This window comes from Fibrobacter sp. UWP2 (assembly GCF_900141705.1).
GTDB lineage: Bacteria > Fibrobacterota > Fibrobacteria > Fibrobacterales > Fibrobacteraceae > Fibrobacter.
This window is the reverse complement of sequence record NZ_FQYM01000011.1, coordinates 13,216-33,507: the sequence shown is the minus strand read 5'-3', so window position 1 is coordinate 33,507 and position 20,292 is coordinate 13,216. Positions and strand designations below refer to the sequence as shown.

At 53.0% G+C, this 20,292-nt stretch carries 15 protein-coding genes; 6 read left to right on the top strand and 9 right to left on the bottom strand.

The window, feature by feature from the left end; translation table 11 throughout:
* Positions 1-6: 6 nt before the first annotated feature.
* Complete coding sequence (locus tag BUB55_RS07060; protein WP_073189481.1) at positions 7-861, bottom strand: sigma-70 family RNA polymerase sigma factor; 855 nt, start codon at positions 859-861, stop codon at positions 7-9.
* A 186-nt stretch (positions 862-1,047) separates the two neighbouring features.
* Here BUB55_RS07060 and BUB55_RS07055 point away from each other — a divergent pair, with 186 nt between their 5' ends.
* From BUB55_RS07055 to BUB55_RS07040, 4 genes are all read left to right on the top strand, one after another.
* Positions 1,048-2,262 (top strand): sensor histidine kinase, encoded by a 1,215-nt coding sequence (locus tag BUB55_RS07055; protein WP_073189480.1) that lies wholly within the window; start codon positions 1,048-1,050, stop codon positions 2,260-2,262.
* 158 nt (positions 2,263-2,420) lie between these two features.
* Positions 2,421-3,695 carry a hypothetical protein gene (locus BUB55_RS07050; RefSeq protein ID WP_143152955.1) on the top strand — a complete coding sequence of 425 codons (1,275 nt, stop codon included), beginning with the start codon at positions 2,421-2,423 and terminating at the stop codon, positions 3,693-3,695.
* Positions 3,695-6,208, top strand: a complete 2,514-nt coding sequence (locus tag BUB55_RS07045) for an alpha/beta hydrolase family protein (protein ID WP_073189470.1) — start codon at positions 3,695-3,697, stop codon at positions 6,206-6,208. The genes BUB55_RS07050 and BUB55_RS07045 overlap by 1 nt, the downstream gene beginning before the upstream one ends.
* A 71-nt stretch (positions 6,209-6,279) precedes the next feature.
* Complete coding sequence (locus tag BUB55_RS07040) at positions 6,280-7,077, top strand: hypothetical protein (protein ID WP_143152954.1); 798 nt, start codon at positions 6,280-6,282, stop codon at positions 7,075-7,077.
* Positions 7,078-7,129: 52 nt separating this feature from the next.
* On the opposite strand, the gene BUB55_RS07035 is transcribed toward BUB55_RS07040, so the two are convergent.
* The 5 genes from BUB55_RS07035 to purD all read right to left on the bottom strand — a co-directional run bounded on the left by BUB55_RS07035 (position 7,130) and on the right by purD (position 12,562).
* Positions 7,130-8,860: a maltotransferase domain-containing protein gene (locus BUB55_RS07035; RefSeq protein WP_073189466.1), complete on the bottom strand. Its 1,731-nt coding sequence runs from the start codon at positions 8,858-8,860 to the stop codon at positions 7,130-7,132.
* Between the two features lie 69 nt (positions 8,861-8,929).
* The gene (locus BUB55_RS07030) at positions 8,930-9,880 is read right to left on the bottom strand and encodes a hypothetical protein (protein ID WP_073189465.1); all 951 of its coding nucleotides are present in this window, start codon (positions 9,878-9,880) and stop codon (positions 8,930-8,932) included.
* Positions 9,881-10,014: 134 nt separating this feature from the next.
* Positions 10,015-10,782 (bottom strand): DUF3108 domain-containing protein, encoded by a 768-nt coding sequence (locus BUB55_RS07025; protein WP_234971835.1) that lies wholly within the window; start codon positions 10,780-10,782, stop codon positions 10,015-10,017.
* Between the two features lie 2 nt (positions 10,783-10,784).
* Positions 10,785-11,258: a 5-(carboxyamino)imidazole ribonucleotide mutase gene (gene purE, locus BUB55_RS07020; RefSeq protein WP_073189463.1), complete on the bottom strand. Its 474-nt coding sequence runs from the start codon at positions 11,256-11,258 to the stop codon at positions 10,785-10,787.
* A gap of 11 nt (positions 11,259-11,269) precedes the next feature.
* On the bottom strand, positions 11,270-12,562 hold the full coding sequence (gene purD / locus BUB55_RS07015; RefSeq protein WP_073189461.1) for a phosphoribosylamine--glycine ligase: 1,293 nt from the start codon (positions 12,560-12,562) through the stop codon (positions 11,270-11,272).
* Positions 12,563-12,728: 166 nt separating this feature from the next.
* Here purD and BUB55_RS07010 point away from each other — a divergent pair, with 166 nt between their 5' ends.
* Positions 12,729-12,974, top strand: coding sequence for a TIGR03905 family TSCPD domain-containing protein (locus BUB55_RS07010; RefSeq protein WP_073189459.1), 246 nt, complete (start codon positions 12,729-12,731; stop codon positions 12,972-12,974).
* Between the two features lie 36 nt (positions 12,975-13,010).
* On the opposite strand, the gene BUB55_RS07005 is transcribed toward BUB55_RS07010, so the two are convergent.
* Positions 13,011-13,277 (bottom strand): zinc ribbon domain-containing protein, encoded by a 267-nt coding sequence (locus tag BUB55_RS07005; protein ID WP_073189458.1) that lies wholly within the window; start codon positions 13,275-13,277, stop codon positions 13,011-13,013.
* A gap of 190 nt (positions 13,278-13,467) precedes the next feature.
* On the opposite strand from BUB55_RS07005, the gene BUB55_RS07000 reads away from it, so the two are divergent.
* Positions 13,468-14,808: an MATE family efflux transporter gene (locus tag BUB55_RS07000; protein WP_073189456.1), complete on the top strand. Its 1,341-nt coding sequence runs from the start codon at positions 13,468-13,470 to the stop codon at positions 14,806-14,808.
* Between the two features lie 42 nt (positions 14,809-14,850).
* On the opposite strand, the gene rseP is transcribed toward BUB55_RS07000, so the two are convergent.
* Both rseP and BUB55_RS13990 read right to left on the bottom strand, forming a co-directional pair.
* Positions 14,851-16,230, bottom strand: coding sequence for an RIP metalloprotease RseP (gene rseP, locus BUB55_RS06995; protein ID WP_073189454.1), 1,380 nt, complete (start codon positions 16,228-16,230; stop codon positions 14,851-14,853).
* Positions 16,231-16,418: 188 nt separating this feature from the next.
* Positions 16,419-18,800 (bottom strand): hypothetical protein, encoded by a 2,382-nt coding sequence (locus tag BUB55_RS13990; protein WP_143152953.1) that lies wholly within the window; start codon positions 18,798-18,800, stop codon positions 16,419-16,421.
* Between the last annotated feature and the right edge of the window lie 1,492 nt (positions 18,801-20,292).

Genomic DNA, 20,292 nt, shown 5'->3' with positions numbered 1-20,292 from the left:
GAAAAGTTAGGCGGCTTCATTCAGCAAACGTTCAATCTGGTCGTTGCGGAGCTTTGCCAAAGCGGTTTCCTTGAGCTGGCGCACGCGTTCCTTGGAGAGTCCCACCATCGGGGCAATTTCCTTGAGATTCAAGTCGGCATCCATGTTGAAACCAAAGTAAAGCTTGATTATGTCCTTCTCTTGGGCGGAAAGGTTCTGCGACATCACCTTTTCAAAGACTTCGCTACGGTCGATCTTCTCGGCAACCTCGTCAGAGCGCACGTCCTCGGCAGCGAGGCATTCGCCCAAGGTGGAGTCGCCGTCTTCGCCAACCGGGGCTTCGAGGGAAGCGGTGCGGCAACCCATCATCAAAATCTTCTCGATGGAGTCGGCCTTGTACTTGGAAACGCCCACGAGGCTGTCGGGATCCAGCACGTAGCCGCCACCCACGACCTGGCGGAGCTTGCCGCCCTTTTTGCTAAAGCGGCGGAGCACCAGTTCCTTTTCGGCGCTAATGCGGACCATGCGTCCCTTCTCGGCAATGGCGCGGGTGATGTTCTGGCGAACCCACCAGACGGCGTAGCTAATAAACTTGATTTTTTGGTTCGGGTCAAAACGGCGGGCGGCTTCAATAAGGCCCATATTGCCTTCGCTAATGAGTTCGCCCACTTCGAGGCCCTGGCCCTTGTAAAGGTTGGCAATATTCACCACAAAACGCAGGTTGGACTTGACGAGCAAATCCAGGGCGGCGCGGCTGCCTTCCTTGATTTTTTTGAGGAGAACCTTTTCCTGTTCCTTGGTAAGCAGAGGATACTTGGAAATCTCGCTCAAGTACTGAAAGTAAATATCCCTTTCATCTCTTGTACGTGCATTCGAATTCATAGTGACCTCTGTAGTTTAAGTTGTTTACAGGTAGAAATTTACCTCCGCAACCAAATGACAGTGTCACTATCGGGAATGCCGTTCGCAAAAGTTAAATTGTTTTTTTGTCTTGAAAAATGGTGTTTTCGTCACGAAAATGTCATTTTGGGGGTGCAAAAAGCGAATTTTTGACCTAATTTTACCATTATGAGTGAAAAACAACCCAAAAATGTCATTACGCACTTCTTCGAGAACCAGCGAGGCATATTCCAAAACCTCCAGGACCTAGACCTGGAACGCAACGAAAAACGCCTCCGCAAAGTACTGGAAGACGAAAATGTCAGCCTCAAATACCCCGTTCCGCCATTTGTGGCGAACTTCTTATTATGGGCGTTCTTTTTGCTGTTCCCGATCGTTCTTTTGCTGGACCCGAACTATTACACCCAAAGTTCCATCAATCCCCGTAACTTTGTCGCCTACTACACTCCGCTCATCATGACGGTCGTGATTTTCTCGGCAAACCAAAAATTCCTTGTGCCCCGCTGCATTTTCAAAAAGCACTACTTATCTTACTTTGTATACAATTCTCTATTAATCTTTCTTGCCCTGTTCCTGCGCGAAATTGTATTCTTTTTACTAGACCGTACTCCAGGCGAAGGCGTCGGGTACTTTTTCAGTACGTACTGTTTCTCGTTTGTCAAGGGGCATCTAAGCGTCTGGACTATCATCTCGTTCATTTTACTTGTCGTTCTCGTGTGTGTCATCTCCGTATTTTACAACCTCATTGTCAGGCAGGTCGTGCAACTCTTTTTTGCCCGCGAGCAAAAGCGTTCGGAACTCCAGTACGAGCTGGACTTTTTAAAGAACCAACTCAGCCCGCACTTTTTGTTCAACACGCTGAACAACATCTCGGCGCTCATCCAAATTGACCCCAAGCGGGCCGAGAACTCCATGGCAAAACTCTCCAAGCTTTTGCGCGTGATGCTCTACCAGACCTCCGACAAGACCATCGCCCTCAAAGACGATGTCGACATATTAGAAAAGTATGCCGAACTCGAAAAATTGAGGCTTGACGAATCGTTCGATTTCAAGTTCGAGACCAAGCTTGAAGACCCGAACATCCAAGTCGCCCCGCTCGTAGCCATGCCGCTCATGGAAAACGCCATGAAGCACAGCAGCAGCACCGAGGGAAACAACTTTGCCCACATCTCCATAGTACAAAGCGGCAACACCTTGCAGTTTACCGCCGAGAATTCAAACCGTCCGCGAAAATCGAATTCCAAATCGAGCGGCCTTGGACTCACCACCTTCAAAAAAAGACTGGAACTCCTTTACCCCGACAAATACGAATACAAGGCAGAGGTCGTCGGCGACACCTACTGCACATACCTCAAATTACTACTAGATTCTAGTAGTAACTAAAGGCTGTCTACAGTTGTTTGCAAAATAATCAAAATTGCGCCCACCCCCTTTACGGCGCAATTTCTTTTTTTATAATTCCCGGCAAGATTCGCCAAAGAATCTTTTTGCACGGCTAAAGCAGCCGTCCTTGATATATCCCAACATTTTGGAGGACACCTATGAAAAGTAGGTTGTTCAAATCAATAGCCTTGGCAGGCGTTGTCCTTGCCACGGTCAATCATGCGCAGGTTTGCGAAGAGACAATCCTGTACAACGGCAACAATACCCCCGGCCACATGGAACAAGCCGGGGCGACCTTCCCCGAATTCCCCGAATGGAATGCCAACTGGGGCGACTTCGAGAACATGAAATTCCCCTACATCCGCCTTTCGGGCCAAAATAGCGAAACTGCCGACTGGAAAGGGGCTCTCGTGTTTAACGCCATGCCCGTAAAAGTCAACGGAGGGACGCTCTCCCTAAAGGCGCGCGCCACACAAAACGTCAAATTCGGCGTGTGGATAGAGGGCGACTTTGGAACCGGCCAAGTGCATTTTGCAGACCTTGCCGCCAACAAGACGAGCTCCTTGAAAATCTCCGTAACAGAACTTGCCGCAGGCAGCAAGCTCGAACTGCAAAAAATATGGATTGGACTCTTTAACGTGAAAGGCTACCAGTACACAACCCTTTTTGTAGACGACATTGTTTTAAGTTGCACTCAAAGGGGGGCGCCCTCGGGAACAAAGGCTACCTTCACAATTCAGGACTCCAAAGAAAACACTTACCCGTTTGCAAATGTGGACCCCAGTTCGACTGTGCGCGCAGACCTGTGGGGCGACGAGCCCATCCCAGCCACATCGGCTCACTACGACGTCCAGAAACGCGCAGCATGGCAAGCGCAAACCGCCTCCAGCTTTGTGCTCTCCGAGGGAGAACACCGGCAAATTTCAAGGTTCTTGAAAAGCGACAGCCTCAGCCCCAAGGAATCGCGTGACGGGTGGTACAAGAGTCTCTACCTTGTCGACCGCAACCGAATTAGGGACAGCGTCATTGCAAATCCCAAGCAGCTTTACCTGGACGCGGGCAGCACCGCAGCCGCCTACGAAATGAAAACCATCCCCTTGCTGGTCGCGAGCCTAGACTATAGTTACGCCACTTGCCAAGATACGCTTTGCAACAGCACCAAGCTCAACGATTACCACTTGCTCGTGGCGGGCATCCCGACATCGTACACCGGCACGTCAAAAGTCACCTTCGTTTACGACCCGTCCTTTGTGATTTCTACAAGCGGGAAAATGCCAGAGGCAGAAATCTGCACCTCGGCAAAATGCGAAGTCCTCGCCCCCATGAACCAGGTCAACTTGGAGTTCCCTTCGGCGGGCGTTCAACAAATCCGCATCAAATTGAATGACGGCGTAACGGTCTCTCAACAAAAATTTTCCCTGGAGGTAAAGTAATGAAATTTACCATAAAAACAATGGCATTGCTGCTTGCGCTCGTGGGCCTCCCATTTGCCAAAAGTACGGACCTTTATTTTTTTGAACTCAGCAACGGGGTTTCCCCCTGCCTTGCAAAACAGTTCATGCGCTGCGCCAGCGACACCGCAGCGACTTCTTTAAAAAGTTTCTTCAATAGTTACATTCACAAAGTACGCATCCGTATTATTGACGCCCCCGAAAGCGACGCCGGCGAATTCGGGATATACCTGGAACGCCCGTTTTTGATTATCGACGGGATCCACTTGAGCACCGACGAACAGAGAACACTCGACCAATTCGAGCAGGACACCCGCGAATTCGGCATCCCGGCGATGCTCAAGTCCCTGGGATACACGCCTGTTCTAGTGCAGTTTTCGCAAACGGTGCGAAGGTCGCTCACAAGCAACGCAGAATCCCTGGTCAACCTGATGCACTACCTGAATTCCAACAGTCAGCTTCCCTTCCCCAACAGGGCAGAAGACGGCTTTATTGCACTCGGCATTAGCCAGGGAGGCATCATCGGGCGCTATGCCGCCTACCGCTACGATATAACGCGCAGCAAAACCGAAGCCCCCATCCGCCTCTACGCATCGTTGGATTCGCCGCACCAGGGAGCAGTCATGCCGCGAGGGCTGATTTCGACTATCGACTTCTGGGCGACCGAGGGCGGTGTCGCCTCGGCGGAAGCGTTCAACGACCTCATCAAGGGACCTGGCGCACGCGACCTACTGCTATATCAAACCGATACCGAAAGGCATGACTCCAGTACCGCCGAAAGTCGGTTTTTATTTGGCGAATACCGTAAAGCGGCCAATTACAAGGGGTTCCCCGCCGTGCTGGTGGCGCAGGGGCAACTCAAAGGCAAAGATCCTAGCCATGCCAACACCTACTACGACCTGAACCGTTTCGCCAGCTTGGCGGGCAAGGTCCTGGGGAGGGCGAGCAGCCACTTTGGGTACTCTTTAACACCTCTGACAACGTTCGCCTACAATCGCAAGTACAGGACCGCATCCGAAGACGAGAGCAAAACGGCTTACGGAATTTCGAGGCTCGATTTTGTGCAGGGCAGCACCTACCCCTTCCCCCAAACCATGTACGAAAGTTTGCGCGAAGGCATGATGGAGGCCATTCCCGGCACCATGTATTACAGAGTCGGCTTCGACTCCTTTGGCATCGACGTGGAACTCAATACCGAGTGGGAAACAGACAAGTTAAACCAAGCCGTCAGCACATTCATCCCGACGGCTAGTGCCTTGGACCTCAAGTGCAACGGCGAGCTCTCAATGCGTTCGGATTGCGCCCATACTATTACCGATAAGGACATAAAATTCGAAAATCCCGAAGGTCGTTCCACAGCGAAGGCGGCTTACGGGATCGACCCCACGCACCCGAGATACGGCGAAGCCATAAGCGGCAGGCATATTGAATCGCCCGTCAAGGACGGCACTATAGACCCGCAGGTTCTCGCTGGCATGCAGACCGACATTTGGAGGGTCCTTTGCGAGGTCGCCAAGCAGGACTACGATTACGACGCCAAGACGTTCAGGAACCCCATGCTCAACGGATTCTTTGCGCCAAGCGCCAGCTGCATGGACCAAACCGCCATGCCCGACATCATCAAAAACGGCGGTGTCTTACAAACACAAGACCTCGCTTACGCACGCTACGACTATAACAAAGGCGCCAGCGAATCCGAGAACACCGTAGAATTCCAACTGCCCGCCGGTTGGCAAAAAGTGGCCACATTCCAAAGTGCCACCGTTCCTCCTTCGGGGAGTTCTTTTGAAATCAAGATCAAGGTGGATTCGCCCAAAAGCAACTGGATGAAGGCGGAACTTTTGCTCACCTATGTCAAAAATGGCGGAGGGCAAGTCCAGCTCACAGAGCAAAACGTGACCCAAGACGGATCCGAGCACACCCTCCGCTGGCAACTGCCCGCCAACACGGAAGCATTGGAAAAGCATCGCTGGTTCCGCTTGATCCTGAATTCCAATGGAGCCAAGGTCACGCTCTCAGAGCCACGCATCATCACGAATACACGAGCCTTGGAGCCAGCACCAAGCGCAGTCACCAGCGACAAAATCTACCCGAACAGCGAATACGCCATCACCCCCTGGTCCAACACCGTTCAAATTGCGGAATCGCAGTTCAACGGAAAAAACGTCCTCGACATCGCCTTTGGCAACCGCTACGACGGCGTACACATCAGCCTAGGCGAAATACGGTCCATGGACAAATTCAAAAGCCTCTTCGTGGAATTCGTCCCCGGGACCTGCGAGAACACAACCGTCTATTTTGACACAAAACCCGTAGGATCCGCCAATTTAGGCAACAATCGTTTGCAAAATGACTTCGTGTCTAAAATTTTACCTTTGTCTGAAATCGTCAACACCCTGGTAACGCCAAACGGCTCGCTTTCCGCTTCCCGCTTGACATTGCAGTCGTTGCACTCAAATGAAAAGTGCTCCATAAAGTCCATTTCTTTGCTATAGAGCGGGGTTTTAAATTTGTACAAAATATCGTATATTCTTTTTGTTGTATGTGGTTTATTTGGAGAAAAAAAATGAAAAGATCTATTCTTTCCGTATTAACTTGCGGTTCCTGCATCGCCCTTAGCGGTTGCGTCAGCACATCTTTCCGATCCATGGGAAGCCTGCCGACACCCATCGTCCACCAAGCCAGATCGGCACCCGATTCCAAGCAAGCCGAATTTCAGCTTTCTGTAGACGGCGTCGGTCTGTTACACGAGTCCTGGTTCAACACCGACCAGATATACGGTGGCGGCGGCATTGTGGGAGGCTCGTTCCATTTCGGCGGAATCGCGTCCCCCCTGTTCATCAGCACCCACGTTGGCGGGTTTGGCGGCAAGCTGAACTTCGCCTGCGACAAAAAAGAGAACTGCGCCGACAATTACAGTTACTGGCTCAGCAATGGCGGCGACGAGAAAAGCCACAGCTTTTGGGCATTACAGGAACAGCTGACGGTCGGCGCCGAGTTCCATCCGTTCAACGTATTCTTAGGCTTTGGCGGAGGCATGAGGGCCTTCCAGGGTGGCGGCGATTTTGACGACCGGAGAAGCGAACTCGAGGACAACCAAATGCACGTCAAGAACTACGACGACGGTTACGGGTTCTCCCCCGTCGTGTCGCTTTGGCTGGGCAGCTACATTGGGCAAAACGGGAAATACGGCGGGCTTTCGTTCCAGTTCGACTGGACCAAGGAGGACATCAACGACGAAGCCAACACCACGTACATTCCCATTACGTTCTCGTACTTCCACCCCACCGGTTTCCGTGGCGGCGTGACGCTCGCCTCGCTCAAAGGGGCGGAGGTCTTCATAGGCAAGACATTCTCCTTCTAAAAAGAAAAAGCAAGCCTTCATGGCTTGCTTTTTTCAACTACAGGCTTTCGGGCTAGATTTTCTTGAGCACGAACATATGGCCAGGGGCCCTTGCCGGGTCCAGGCGCACAAAGTTCTTGCTGCCGCGCCACACAAAGCTGTCGTCGGTGATAACATCCTTCAAAAAGTAGAAGGCGTCCTCGGCAAGGCCGAGCTTTGACATGTTGATTTCGACAAAGCCCTCCTGCACGTTGTCCATGTCCATGTTGCACACGCAAAGGATAATGTCCTCGCCCGACTTTTTGGAGTAGACCATCAGCTGATCGTTTTGCGCGTAGTGGAATTCGAGGTTGTCGTATTCCTGCATGGCGACATGTTCCTGGCGGGCTGTATTCACACGGCGCACGAAGTCCTGGATGCCGGGGCCCGTCCAATTATGGACCTTGTACTGGTACTTTTCGCTATCGGCAAGTTCTTCCTTGACTGGGCTCGGGATGTTCTCGCACAGTTCAAAGCCGTTGTACATGCCGGTGAGGCTCGAGAGCGTCGCCGCAAGGAAGTAACGCTGCTTGAAGGCGTTCGGTCCCTTGTAGGCCAGGTACTTGGGGAAAATGTCGGGTGTCGTCGGGAAGAAGATGCCGCGCATGTATTCCTTGGCATCGCTCTGCGTGAGTTCCTTGAGGTACTGCTCGAATTCCCACTTGGCGCTACGCCAGGCAAAGTACGTGTAGCTCATGTCGAAACCGCTCTTGGCCAAACGGTGCATCATCTTCGGGCGAGTGAACGCCTCGGCGAGGAACACGAGTTCCGGGCGCTTTTCCTTCACGTCGGCGATGAGCCATTCCCAGAACGGGAAAGGCTTGGTGTGCGGGTTGTCGATACGGAAGATTTCAATTCCCTTGTCGGCCCAGAACAAAATAATGTTCTCGATTTCCTGCCAAAGAGCCTTGTAGTTGTCGTTGTAGTAGTCGAACGGGTAGATGTCCTCGTACTTCTTCGGCGGGTTCTCGGCGAACTTGATGCTGCCATCGGGTTCGTGGTAGAACCATTCCGGGTGCGACTTCACATACGGGTGGTCCGGGCTGCAGTTGAGGGCGATGTCCAAAGCCAGGCGGAGTCCCTTGGCACGGGCCGTCTTGGCAAAATGTTCAAAGTCCTTCATGGTCCCGAGTTCGGGGTCCACGTCGTAGTGGCCGCCGTTCTTGTTACCCACGGCATAGGGGCAACCCGGTTCCAACGGCTTGCCCTTCTTGTCGGTCTTGGCGTGCAGGGCGTTGTTTGCACCCTTGCGGTTGGTAACACCAATCGGGTGGATGGGCACCAGGTACACGGTATCGAATCCGAGGTCGGCGATGTAGTCGAGCTGACGTTCGCAATCCTTCCAGGTGGCGCTCTTCTTGGGGTCGGTCCCCTGGCTCTTGGGCCACATCTCGTACCAGGTGCCCACGCGGCTGTATACAGGGTCCACACGGAGGCGCATCACCGGGCTCTCCGTCGGCACATCCTTGGGCTCCTTGGTCCAGGCGCAAATCTTGTATTCGTAATAGCCAATGTTGCCCACGGTGAACGAGCCTTCCCAAAGGTCGTTATCCACAAAGTGCATGGGAGCCTTCTCCCACTTCTTTTTGGAGACGTGCCTGTAGAAAATGGCGGCATCGTACTTTTCGTGGCTGTGGCGGAAAATGTCGGCCTGGAGCGTCACGGTGTCGCCAGGCTCGCGCTTGATCATGAATCGGCCGCCCTCGATGTTCGGGCGAATGTTCTCGATAACGAGATTTTCTTTAAGAGTTGGAATAATAGCCATACGGTATAAAAATTAGAAAGAAAAACCGCCGGTGGAAACCGGCGGCATTCAAAGTCGTTAGTGTCGGCACTAATCGCGGTCGGCGCGCTTGCGGGCCTTCTCTCGTTCACGACGGCGCTTTTCGGTATCGTCCGGGAAGAATTCAGGCAGGGAATAACCGATGGTCACGCCAAAGACAATACCCGTCTTGCTCATGCCGTCCTTGTTCTCGACTCGGGACGCATAGACCTTTTCTTGAGAGGTCCTGGAGTCTTCCGTTTCAGCATAGTCGGGACGGGCATCCTCGGACTTGCCCAAATCGGGAGCATAGTACATACCCACGGAGAACTGCAGATAATACCACTCGTTGGTCATGTAGGCAATGAGGAGGTCGAACTGGAAGCCATTCACGATGATAATCTTACGAAGACCGTCGTTATCAGGAGTAATGTCGTGATCGAAGTAGACTGTACCGTAGGAGGCGGAGAAGCCCAAGTGCATGGGGTTCTTGGGGAACAGGTAATAGTTGATACCGACCTTGTAGCCCGTACCGCCCTCCAAGTCCCAGTATTCAAATTCCGTATCGGTGCCCTTGGGGAGGAATCCGAATGAACCGAACAAGCCCACATGCCAGCGGGTAATGTACTCGGCACCGGCGCCAAAGCCCATGCCCATACCCGTCTCGCCCATGAACGGCATACGGGAGCCGAGACCGATTTCGAGAATCAAGCGGTCCTTGAGCCAGTCACGACGGCGTTCCGAGTTCGCGTATTCATCGGCACGCTGTTCTTCTTCAAACTTTTTACGGCTAAGCATGTCCTCTTTTTGAGCGCGGGTCATGCCAGCATCTTCGGCATCGGCAAACTCATCAGCGTCGTCAGCGGTCGCCATCGAAGCACCACTGGAGCCTTCATCATCGGATTCCTGGGCAGCCGGAGCAGAATTGGCATCCACAAAGCCGCTTTCATCAAACTCATCGTCGTCTTGAGCCCAAGCGAGGAACGCCGACATGCAAAGAACCAAACACAGTTTTTTAAACATTAAAAGCCTCTAATTATATAGTCGTTTAGGAATATAACTTATTATCCGGTTTTTATCCAAAATTTGTGATGTAAAAGTTGATTTATCTAGCCTAAAAACCGCCATTTTTGGGAAAAAGCAACCTTTTTCGCCCGTTATTCCACCTTCACCAACTTGGCCTTGATGGAGCCCAGGGCTATCTCGCACTGCATGAGGACCGGGATCCGTTTGTCGTCATCGGTGAACCAGATAAAGATCCTGCCCTTGGAGTTGAAGATTCCGTCGCCGTCGAGCACTGGTTCCACCTTGACCGTATTGAACGAACCGAGGGCGGTCTTCATCTTTTCGCGACCGTGGACCAGCACCTTTAGTTCGTATCTTTTTTTGCCGCTGACCGCTGAGAAACGGGAAGTGTCACCCACGGTGAGCGGCATGGTCCTGACCAGGTAGAACGCCGACATGATACTGTGCTCCAGTCCCTGGATGGCGACCGCCGTATCGGCGGAACGCTTAACGATATGTTTCACCGGGTCCTTGAAGACCGTGTCGGAGAGCCACGCCTTTTCGCCCTTGCGGTCGAAACGGATAATCGACTTGTTATGGAAGCTCCCCTCATGGAGCGACTTGCGGAACACCTCGGTCATAAGACCCTTGTTGCGCACACGGGTGTAGATGGTGTCGTTGACCGGATAGATTTTGTTGATGGTCTTGTTACCGGTCGCAAACGTCAAAAATTCCGTCTTGCCGTCCTTGGCGGGTTTGACCTCGAGCGAAGCGGATCCCGCAGTAATCGGGCCCCAGCACAAGTCAAATTCCAGGCGTTCGCCCTTCATCCACGGGGCTTGGACTTCCGGCAAGTTCGGTTCACCGGCATAGGCGAAAGACAGCGCAAGGAGCAGCGCGGAAAAAAGACGAAAGAGCACCGCTATCCCTCAATATCCCCGAGGCCCTTGCGGTAGGCGACGAGCTTCTCGCGGACGCTTGCATCAGAGAGGGCGACGATGTGGGCGGCGAGGTAACCGGCATTCTTGCCGTTGCCGATGCCGACCGTGGCCACCGGGATTCCCGGGGGCATCTGCACGATGGAGTGCAGGGCATCGACGCCGTTGAGCGGGCCGCCGGCGCAGGGCAGGCCGATAACGGGAAGGATGGTGTGCCCTGCGAGCACGCCCGGGAGGGCTGCAGCGAGGCCTGCGACACCGATGAGGACCTGGAGGCCTCGCCCGGCGGCTTCGCGAGCATACTTCGCGGTGGCGTTCGGGGTGCGGTGTGCGGAAAGGATGTTGTATTCCCACACGATGCCAAAACTGTCGAGCACCGCGGTGATCTTGTCTACAGTTTCCTGGTCGGACTTGCTACCCGCAACGATACCGACCTTTGCATTTTCTTTCAAATCCATTTTATTACCTCTTATTTACCCATCTTAGCGAGACGGGCCAAACCCTTCTTGCCGATGTCCTTGCGGTAGAACTTGCCTTCGAACTGGACCTTCTCGCAAGCGGCATACGCCATGTTCAAAGCGGACTGGAGCGTTTCGCCATGGCCCACCACACCGAACACGCGGCCACCGTTCGTGACCAGCTTGCCGTCGGCCATCTTGGTACCGGCGTGGAGCACCTGGGCGCCGTTCTTTTCGGCTTCTTCAATGCCCGTGACAACTTTCCCCTTTTCGTAATGGCCGGGATAACCCTTGCTCGCAAGCACGACAATGGCTGCAGAGCCCTTCGGAGCCTTCGGGGCACCGAGCTTTGCGAGTTCGCCCTTTTCGGCAGCATCGAACAACGCGAGCACATCGCCGTCGTAGAGCGGGAGCACAATCTGGCATTCGGGGTCGCCCAAGCGGCAGTTGTATTCCACGACCTTCGGACCCTTTGCCGTCACCATGATGCCCACGTAGAGCACGCCCGTGTAGGGCTTGCCTTCGGCGGCCATGCCCTTGAGGGTCGGTTCGATAATCGTCTTCTTCACTTCGTCGAGGAGTGCGTCGGTCACCACCGGAGCCGGGCTGTAGGCGCCCATGCCACCCGTGTTCGGGCCCTTGTCGTCATCAAAGACGCGCTTGTGGTCCTGAGCAGAAGAGAGAATCACATAGTCCTTGCCGTCGCAAACCACGAAGATGGAGGCTTCTTCACCGTCCATGAATTCTTCAATCACGACCGTCTTGCCGGATTCGCCGAACACGGCCTTGTCGCCGAGCATTTCCTCGACAGCGTCGTTCGCTTCTTTGTCGGTCATGCAGACGATGGCGCCCTTGCCCGCAGCGAGGCCCGATGCCTTCACCACGATCGGAGCCGGGTGTTCGGCGAGGAACTTCTTGGCGGCGGCGAGATCGGTGAAGGTCTCGAAGGCGGCCGTCGGCACGTTGTACTTCTTCATGATATCCTTGCTGAAGGCCTTGGAGCCTTCGAGCGCGGCAGCAGCCGCAGTCGGGCCGAAAGCACGCAGCCCGCGACGACGGAATTCGTCCACCACGCCCGCGACCAGCGGAATTTCGGGGCCGATGACCGCGAGGTCAATCTTTTCGGCAACCGCGAGGTCAGCGATCGCCTTCGGGTCGGCCACGTCGACCGGCACGCACTTGCCGAGGTTAGCCATGCCCGGGTTGCCCGGAGCGCACACGAGAGTGTCGCACAGCGGCGACTTCTTGACTGCAAGAGCGATGGCATGTTCGCGACCACCGCTACCAACGACGAGAATATTCATAAGCGAGTCCTTATACTTGTACGGGGGATAATTTAGAAAAAAGCCTCATCCAAAATTTGGGGTTCCAGCTCTTTTCCACAAATATCCACGAGGCTGCGTTTTCGAAATACCTAGTTTAGCAGTCAACATTCTATATTTGACGCGAACTTTCAACCCCGAGACACGTATGGAAGAGACTTTCAAGACTAAAGGCGTTTGCGCTACGACGATCCAGTTTACGCGCGATGGCGACAAGATACGCAACATCCGCTTTACGGGCGGATGCAACGGGAACTTGAAGGCGATTGCAAAGCTCTGCGAAGGCATGAGCGCCGAAGATATCGCGGCAAAGCTCTTGGGCAACACCTGTGGCGGGAAGCCGACTTCGTGCGCCGACCAGCTCGCCCGCGCCGTCCTCGGGAAAGAAGCGTAATGTCTTAAACATTACCGTTTCTTGAATATGACGATTTCAGCGCCAGCGCTTGAGCGTCGGGAAGTACTTGCGAAGCTCCGCCTTGTATTCTTCGCGGGTCAGGCTTTTGCCTGTATTCTTGTTGAATTCATCGACGAACTGCGAGCAGAATTCGACCATCTGTTCCATGTTGAAGTCGCCGGTGAAGGCGCCGTCTTTATAGCAGTAGATGCAATATTCCTCGTTCTTGCTGCCGTCGGCGTTTGTGCCCAATATTTCCGGCGTGAGCGGCATTCCGCAGCTCTGACAAAATTTCATTTCCATAGGTTCTCCTTTATTTAATACATACACAAATGTACACCATTCTAGCGACTCTGTCAAGCCCAAACTGTTTTTTTACAGCGCCTTCACAATCGGTTTCAGGGTATCAAAATTCACGAAGTCCACTTGCTTGCCATAGGTGGCGATGAGGGTATTTAAAAAACTAAATTTACGCCCGTTTTCAAGGTAATACATGGGCGTTTCAAAGACAAACATCGATATGCTGAACGGGCCCCTCGGGAGAAAAATCCTGAGGTTTGCCATCCCTATTGCCTTGAGCAGCATTTTCCAGCAGATGTTCAACCTGGCGGACGTCGCCGTGGTGGGGCAGTTCGCGGGCGACAAGGCGTTGGCAGCCGTGGGAGCGAACACGTTCGTCATCAACATGCTCATCAACCTGTTCGTCGGAATTTCCGTGGGTGCGAACGTGGTGGTGGCCAATTCCATCGGCGCGCGCAGCTACCGCTCCGTGACCCGCAGCGTCCACACGTCGGTGATGGTGGCGTTCTTCAGCGGGATATTCCTCTCGTTCGTGGGAATCTTTTTTGCAAGGCCGATTCTTGAACTGATTTCAACGCCCGAAGATGTTTTGGACATGGCGGTACTTTACCTGCAAATCTACTTTGCCGGCATGCCCTTCGTGATGATTTACAACTTCATCGCCGCCATCCTGCGCAGCAAGGGCGATACAAAGCGGCCGCTTTATGTGCTCATGGTGGCGGGAGCCGTCAATGTGGCATTGAACCTGATTCTTGTAGCGGGCTTTGGCATGGGTGTATCGGGCGTTGCGATTGCGACGGTCATCGCCAACGTCATCAGCGGGATTATCTTGTTCTACATGCTCCTGCACGAGGTGGGGCCTTTCAAACTAGAGTTCTGGAAATTGCGCGTGACGCCCTTCTTCTTGAGCCGCATCTTGCGCGTGGGGCTGCCGACGGGGCTTCGCGGCGTCGTATTCTCGTTCAGCAACGTGTGCCTGCAATCGGCCATCAACAGCCTCGGTTCTGCGACAGTGGCGGCCTCGTCCATCGCGCTCAACTACGAATTCGTGGTGTATTACTGGCTGAGTTCGTTCTCGCAGGCCTGCGTGACCTTCGTGGGACAAAACTTCGGCGCAAAGAACATGGAACGCTGCCGCCGCACGGTCCGCTGGACACTCCTGCTCGGCTGCTCCACCACCATCGTATTGAGCGCTCTCTGCTGCATTTTCGCAAGGCCCATGCTGAGCGTGTTCACGTCCAATACCGAGATCATCGAAATCGCATCCATCCGTATGTACGTGGTGGTGGGGCTCTTGGCCATCAACGTCTTCTTGGACGTATTTTCGGGCGCGCTTTCGGGAATGGGCAAGTCCCTACCGCCGGCGCTCACCTGCATGGTTGGCGTCTGCGGCATCCGCATCCTCTGGGTAATTTTCGTATTCCCCAAGTACAACTCGTTCGCCTCGCTGATGGTCGTCTACCCCGTCAGCTGGGTCATCACGATTGCAGTCATCGTGGGGATATATTTCTACAACATTAAACGGCTAAAATAGATCCTTCGCACGCTACGCGTGCTCAGGATGACAACTTCGTTGTCATTTCAAGAACAGCGAAAGCTTGCCAAAATCAAGAATCGTGATGAACACGAAGAAACTGATGAAGAACGCCGACGCCACGTTCTGGATAATCGACTGCGTCTTTATGCTCAAGGGCTTGCCGCGCAACTTCTCGATTCCGAGGAACATGAGCAGGCCACCGTCGGTAATCGCGAGCGGAAGCAGGTTCATTACGCCCAGGTTGATGCTGATGAGCGCAAGGAGCATCAGGAAATCCTGGAAGCCGCTCATCCACACATTCCCCATTACGGCGACGATGGAAACCGGACCGCTAAAGGCGTCAACCTTCACGTGCCCTTGGAACATGCGTTTGAAATAGCGGAAAATACTCGTGGTCATCTTTAGGCTGGTGGAGCACGTTTTTTCGAGCGCCTCCACAAAACTGCGCTTGACCAGGTGCGTTTCGCGGAACAGCACGTAGCCCATCTGGATGCCAATCATGTAGCGCTTGTACTCTTCATTGTAAGAGGGGGTCAGGCCCATGGAGAGCGTATCGCCACCGCGAATCACGGTCACCTTCACCTCAGCCCCTTCGGAACCGTCAATTTGCCGCACCACCTCTTCGTAGCGGGAGATGTGTTCACCGTTGATCTCGAAAATGGTGTCGCCCTCGGCAATGCCCGCCGCAGCAGCCGCAGAGCCTTCCACCGGAGACTGACGCACAATCACGCGGTTACGTGGGTAAATACCGATATCGCCAATGCCCATCTTGATGGGGTTGCCACTGGAATCCTGCGCCGGCACCACCAGCTCTTGCGGGACTACCGTAATGGAGATCGGTTCGCCGCCGCGATGGACTTCGAGCACGACCTCGGCTCCCAGACTCACGCCAATCTTTTCGCGGAAATCGTCCCAGCCCTGCGTCGGCTCTCCGTTCATGGCGGTAATGGTATCGCCCGGTAAAATGCCTGCGACCTCAGCAGAGGATTCACTCGCCACAAAGCCGACAATCAAATTCTTTGTCGAGGGCTCCTGCACCCCGACCATGTACAAGACAACCAGTAGTACAAACGCGAAGGCGATATTTACAAACGGGCCCGCAAATGCAATCGCCGCCCGGGCGCCAACGGACTTGCCCACAAAATCGCGGTCCGACGGCAGTTCCCCCTCTTCGATAGTGTCGGGGTTCTCGCCCGCCATCGCCACGTAGCCACCAAACGGGATTGCAGAGATACAATACTCTGTTTCGCCCTTCCTAAAGCGGAACAGTTTTTTACCAAAGCCAATGCTGAAGGTGTTCACCTTGACGTTATTCCACTTGGCGACCAGGAAGTGACCAAGTTCATGGATAGTCACCAAAAAGCTGAGCGCCAAGAGGCCGAGAATGAACATCAAAGCATTGTCCAAAATAGTTTCCATCGTATTGGCAAATTAGAAAAATGATTGACCGTTATGCCTCGGGGGGTTGTGTAGGCATGAAGTTAAAACCCAATGGGCCTGAGTGACCAGGGGTACTACTTGCCTGGAGCAGGTTCGCATGGTGGCGGAGTTTCACGGATTCCATACGCGGAGCGGTGTACTTTTTCTTGTCCATATTCTTGTCCTTTTTATTTGATAATGACTCTTTGGCCGTCGTGGTAGTAGACGCCCTTGGCAGAAGGCTTGGTAGTGCCAAGCAGGCGACCGTCAACGCTATACCACTTGCCGTTAGCAAACCTGCCAATGGAACCGGTGCGGGTATCAAGCGTGCCAATGACCATCGTACTCCCGTCACCGTCCAAAATGCGGACCACGATGCGTTCTGGGAGAGTTCCATCCACGGAGTTCGCTGGGGCAGGGCGTGCCGACGCACGAGCGGGAGCCTGAATGCGTTCCAAGTACGCTCGCATCGGGGCTATCGAGGCGCCGGCTTCGACCCGCACAAACTGCCCTGCCTTGACACCGGGTGCTGGCGACGCCGCAAATCCGTATGTCAAGCCCAAGCCAGCATCGTCATCCTGCCAATCCCGGAAACCATAAGTGCCAATAAAGTTCCAGCCATCCGAAGCAAAGCCATACGTCGATTCCGTGTTGGGGACAAGGCTCGAGACATTTGCAAAGGCAAGCTGACCGTCAGCGGCAGGGTTCAGCAAATATGGCGTGTTCGCAGCAATCATGTCGCCAGCAGCAAGGGGCAACATATCTGCCTCCCAAACGCCGGTCGTGGCATTGCGGCTGACGCCGCGGAAGCGGTAGAACGCCGCACCAGAAACATCGCCAACCTTCACGCTAAACGGGAATATGGCCGTGGCAAACACTTTCGCAGAGAACTCACGGTTAAACGAGACCGAGCTCACAGGAATTTCGGTCGGGATAATCACCGAGGAGGAGCCGCCATCAAGCGTGGCGGCAGAGCCATTGAGGGCGAGTCCGCTAACCGGGTACAACGCGCCCGTGCCAATAGCCGTAATATCGGAACTATTCAAAGTTCCCGAATAGATTTTGCCTTGGGAATACAGTTGCTTTCCAGGAGCGACTCTCACCACGGTATTGTCGTCCATATCGTAGTCGGAGAGGTGGAGCACATCGCTTGCAAGGGTCCAGTCAAGCTTTACGGAAGGAACCGCAATAAGATTCACAGCGATGTTTTGACTGCTAAAATTATTTTCGCTGATCAAGTTACCCGCATCCTTTCCATTGACCTGGACCGGAACGGAACCAAGGTCCACGGCGGTCTGCGCGTAAACATCCCTTGTACACGATTTATCGGTGCGCAGAGTCATTTTTAAAACGAAGCGGTACTCGGTAGACAAAGTGAATTCCAGGTCGGCCAGGTCCGCGTACGGCGGAATGTCGTCAAAATAGGACGTGTAGGTGGCATTGTCGCGCACCGCGCGAACAGAGACCGCGACGCATGGCGACGGAGCGGCGAGCGTAACGTCGGAAAAACCGGCATCTGCAAAGACTCCATCAACAACCACGCGGATGGTAGGATCGTTCAAAAGGGTATCCACAGAAACAAGTCGGTACGACGCAGTACCGTTGGCAGCAACAATAATGCGGTTCCAATGCGGCACATAGTGGTACACAGTATCTGTAGCCTCAAAAACGGGCTCTACCGGCATGGAACCGGGCTGGACGTGTTGTACATTGATAACGGAGTTGTCGGCATCGAGGAACGTAACTTGATACCCCACCCCAACATTCACAGTCACATTATTGGCGACGCCGTTCACAATCGCATCCTCTGCAAAAGCGCCATTAACGTAAACTGGGAAGGGAAGCCCGGACCGGGACGTTCTCGCATAAATGTCATCTGTGCAAGCAGCATTATCGTCATCTACAGAAACACGCAGTGTAACCTGGTAGTTGCGGGCATGTAAAAAAGCAAAATTTGTAAAGTCGTCGTAGTCCGTCGAGGCAAAGAGATCCTTTATGTGGACAACCGTTGCCGACACGCACGGAGAGGGCGTGGTAATCATCAACGAGGAGACGCCCATATCTTCGGCTCCGTCTAAAACCCCAACGTCAAGATACTGAACCAAAGTGTCAATGGACGCAATGCGGTACGTCGGATTGCCTATCGCAGCAACAATCTCGTTATCCCAGTGATTTACGTAACGGTACATGGAATTGTCGGGAATAATTACGGGGTCCGTCGGCACTGTGCCACCAGGAATTCTTTGTTCTTCAATCAGGTTGCCTTCGTGGTCAAGGAACGTCACCACGCTGGTAGTTGCAAAATGAACTTTCAACTCAGCAGGACGCGCGCCCAACATTACGGCGTAGGCGGGATTACCGTTAAAAAACACAGGGGTCTCCAGGCCGTACTTGGCAGCGAGAACATACAGGTCTTGCGCACAGGAGGAGTTCGCCGTGTCCACAGAGACGTCCAACGTCGCCCAGTAGGTATGCCCTCCTTGGAACACGAAGTCGACTAAATCGTCCTCGGTATACTCCACGTTCGGCACAAAAGAGTCGTCAACAATATGCTTGAATATTGCATTCACACAGGGAGAAGGTGCACCAACCGACGTTGAGGCGGCAATGCCCTCCAGGTCGCTTGGCAGGGTAATATTTACCTCGCGAGCGACCTCAATTGCTTCAGTAGCCTTATAAGTTTTGTTCGCCACTACAGGAACCAAGGGATTATTCCACTCATATACGTACCGGCGCCCATTCTCTTCTTTCACAGGTGCTTTAGGCGTGACTCCTGTAGGATAATACCAATCACTCGCGTTGTAAGGGAGTAATGATGTAACGCCATTCGTATCTAAAAATTTAACCTGATAGATTAGTTCATATGATCTTGGAACATCGGTATAATAAAAATCCAACCTTCTTGTGGCATTCACTGCAATCGAAAACAAGGTATCGGTTGATTTTTCATAGTTGCATTTGTTGGATCCATCGCAAACCAAGACCGAGTCAAAGCGACAAGAACTTGTATCAACAAGCATTGGCAACGCCTTCACAGTCGACCCGTGGGGTACATATACCTGTTGGTATTTTTTAGTAACGAGGTACTGGACCCCTTGGGAATCTTCTATACGAGCGCCTCCTACAAAACCTTCAACCATGTTGGAGTAACCATAACGATTAATCAAATGCTGCCCCATTAAAGAAATACTTGCATTCTTCAGTAGCACAATCTCACCTATGTCCAAAGAATCTTTCGTTTTTGAGCGTACAAGCCAAGCCTTATAGCGGTTTACCCGACCCGGGCGGGGAGCGGCAACAGAAGCACTTATTATGGCATCTGGTTTTATAGTCACAGTTTTTGAAAGACTCCATGCACCTTCATCACTTTGCACATACAGCTTGACCTTGCACGATGTGTTACTGGCAGTACCACAACCGGCAGCGACAGTATCTCCATAATTACCTCCACCAAGATGCAGATATGGAGCAGTATCACCCTCATTATATTCTAGGAGGCCCGGCAAATTAGTAGTAGAGGAATCGTACGTTGTAGTTGTTTCGCCGTGAGTGAATTTGTGAACATACAAGTACGCATTGTAATTATTGTTCACCTTTGTAAAATAAGGTATTCTGTCTATACTTATATCCTTCAGCGAACTTGAAAAACGCGACAGATAATACGTCGCATTATTCGACAAGCAATTACCTGTCGAGATAGATTTCCAGCAATCAAGCTTCATTCCCGGAGGAACAATGGCCAGCGCAGATATTTGTTTATTTACGTCGGGCAGTACCACCGCCGCAGGCATTCCATTAAGCGTCCTTGAAGTTCCAAATACAACATCCCCATAGGTAAGCAACACATTATTAGGCACCGCGATTCGGTAGAGAACAGGGCGTTTGTCATAATTAATGTACCGTATATCGTTTGTCCCGTATTTTAAGGAGAGACGCAACTGGGCGGAATCTGAACCAACAAAGTCATCAACTATTATTTTGACATCGTTTTGCATGGCAGTCATTTGCCGATACGCGCTCCAACTTGACCAGCCTCCCCCTATTGTATGCGAACGACGTTCC